Annotated in this window: 1 protein-coding gene; it reads right to left on the bottom strand. The window is 65.3% G+C overall.

Going from position 1 to position 2981, the window contains the following annotated elements:
- Positions 1 to 2981 (bottom strand): beta strand repeat-containing protein (locus RZR99_RS32480; protein ID WP_407655546.1); only part of this gene is annotated, 2981 nt, incomplete at both ends.

The following is a 2981-nucleotide window of genomic DNA, read 5'->3' as shown; positions in this document are numbered from 1 at the left end:
TCGGTCGAATTGGCATGGAAGTACTTGATGCCGTTCGCGTTGATGTTGTCGATCGCGGAGCCGACGTTGTTGTTGGTCGTGGTGGTGCCGTTGTTGTTATAGGTGACGTAGGACGGCGCGGAGACGGTGCCGGTCGTCGGATTGTAGGTCGAGCCGCCACCCAGTGCTGCGGCGGTGCTGTTGCCGAGGTTGTTGGTGTTGGTGGTGATCGAGCTGATGCTGGTCGACAGCGAGCCGACGCTGGTCGACGTGGAGGTCGACAGCGAGGCCAGATTGCTGTTGGTCGAGCTGATGCCGGTGGACAGCGAGCCGATGCTGCTCGACGTGGACGTGGACAGCGACGTGAGGGTGCTGTTCGTCGTCGACAGGCCCGTCGAGGTCGACGTGGACAGCGAGGCGATGCTGCTGTTGGCGGTCGAGAGGCCGGTCGAGGCCGACGTGGACAGCGACGTGACGGTGCTGTTGGTGGTCGAGAGGCCGGTGGACAGCGAGCTGATGCCGGTCGAGGTCGACGTGGACAGCGAGGCAACCGTGCTGTTGGTGGTGCTCAGGCCGGTGGACAACGAGCCGATGCTGGTCGAAGTCGACGTGGACAGCGAAGCGATGCTGCTGTTGGCCGTCGAGATGCCGGTCGAAGCGGAGGTCGACAGCGAGGTGACGGTGCTGTTGGTGGTGCTCAGGCCAGTGGACAGCGAGCCGATACCGGTCGAGGTCGACGTAGACAGCGAAGCGATCGAGCTGTTAGCCGTCGAGATGCCGGTCGAAGCGGAGGTCGACAGCGACGTCACGGTACTGTTGGTGGTGCTCAGGCCGGTGGACAACGAGCCGATGCCGGTCGAGGTCGACGTGGACAGCGAGGCGATCGAGCTGTTGGCCGGCGAGATGCCGGTCGAAGCGGAAGTCGACAGCGAGGTGACGGTGCTGTTGGTGGTGCTCAGGCCTGTGGACAGCGATCCGATGCCGGTCGAGGTCGACGTTGACAGCGACGCGATCGAGCTGTTGGCCGTCGAGATGCCGGTCGAAGCGGAAGTCGACAGCGAGGTGACGGTGCTGTTGGTGGTGCTCAGGCCGGTGGACAACGAGCCGATGCCGGTCGAGGTCGACGTGGACAGCGAGGCGATCGAGCTGTTGGCCGTCGAGATGCCGGTCGAAGCGGAAGTCGACAGCGACGTGACGGTGCTGTTGGTGGTGCTCAGGCCCGTGGACAGCGATCCGATGCCGGTCGAGGTCGACGTTGACAGCGACGCGATCGAGCTGTTGGCCGTCGAGATGCCGGTCGAAGCGGAAGTCGACAGCGAGGTGACGGTGCTGTTGGTGGTGCTCAGGCCAGTGGACAGCGAGCCGATGCCGGTCGAGGTCGAAGTCGACAGCGAAGCGATGCTGCTGTTGGCGGTCGAAATACCGGTCGAAGCCGAGGTCGACAGCGAAGTGACGGTGCTGTTGGTGGTGCTCAGGCCAGTGGACAACGAACCGATGCCGGTGGAAGTCGACGTGGACAGCGAAGCGATCGAGCTGTTAGCCGTCGAGATGCCGGTCGAAGCGGAGGTCGACAGCGACGTCACGGTACTGTTGGTGGTGCTCAGGCCAGTGGACATCGAGCCGATGCCGGTGGACGTCGACGTGGACAGCGAAGCGATCGAGCTGTTAGCCGTCGAGCTGCCGGTCGAAGCGGAGGTCGACAGCGACGTCACGGTACTGTTGGTGGTGCTCAGGCCGGTGGACAGCGAACCGATGCCGGTCGAGGTCGACGTGGACAGCGAAGCGATCGAGCTGTTGGCTGACGACAGGCCCGTCGACGTGGATGTCGACAGTGAGGCGATACCCGTCGAGGTAGAGGTCGACAGGGACGCGATGCCGCTATTGGCGGTCGAGATGCCGGTCGAGGCCGACGTGGACAGCGACGTGATCGAGCTATTGGCCGACGAGAGGCCGGTCGACGTCGAGGTCGACAGCGAGGTGACGGTGCTGTTGGTGGTCGAGAGGCCGGTGGACAGCGAGCTGATGCCGGTCGAAGTCGACGTCGACAGCGACGCAATGCTGCTATTGGCGGAGCTCAAGCCCGTCGACGTGGAGGTCGAGAGGGACGTGATGGAGCTGTTGGCCGACGAGAGTCCGGTCGAGGTCGAGGTCGACAGCGAGGTGACGGTGCTGTTGGTGGTGCTCAGGCCGGTGGACAGCGAGCTGATGCCGGTCGACGTCGACGTGGACAAGGACGCGATGCTGCTGTTGGCGGTCGAGATGCCGGTCGAGGTCGACGTGGACAGCGACGTGATGGAGCTGTTGGCCGACGAGAGTCCGGTCGAGGTCGAGGTCGACAGCGACGTGACGGTGCTGTTGGTGGTCGAGAGGCCGGTGGACAGCGAGCCGATGCCCGTCGAGGTCGACGTGGACAGCGACGCGATGCTGCTGTTGGCGGACGACAGACCGGTCGAAGTCGAAGTGGACAGCGACGTGATCGAGCTGTTGGCCGACGACAGGCCGGTCGAGGTCGAGGTCGACAGCGAGGTGACGTTGCTGTTGGTGGTGCTCAGGCCCGTGGACAGCGAGGAAATCGCGCTGCTGGTGCTGCCGACTTGCTGGGCGNGCGACGTGATCGAGCTGTTGGCCGACGACAGGCCGGTCGAGGTCGAGGTCGACAGCGAGGTGACGTTGCTGTTGGTGGTGCTCAGGCCCGTGGACAGCGAGGAAATCGCGCTGCTGGTGCTGCCGACTTGCTGGGCGACGGAGTAAAGCTGGCTGCCGTTGATCGCGTCGGTGCTGGTGGCGGTGACTTGGCCGGCGGCGACGTTGGTGATCTGGCGTTCCGAACCGGGCGCACCGACACTGACGACGCCGGCAGGCGTGGCGCCGGCGAAGCCGCTGAAGGTCGTGCCGGCGATGGTGGCGCTGCTGGTCGGGTTGGCGGCGGCGGTGACGGAATTGGCGCCGAGGGCGACGGAGTTGTTGGTGCCGGCGACGGCGCCGGTGCCGATGGCGACGGC

Origin of the sequence: Burkholderia alba (assembly GCF_034721475.1) — a bacterium.
Classification (GTDB): domain Bacteria; phylum Pseudomonadota; class Gammaproteobacteria; order Burkholderiales; family Burkholderiaceae; genus Burkholderia; species Burkholderia alba.
Note: the sequence above shows the minus strand (reverse complement) of the source record. Positions and strands in the feature narration are given on the sequence as shown.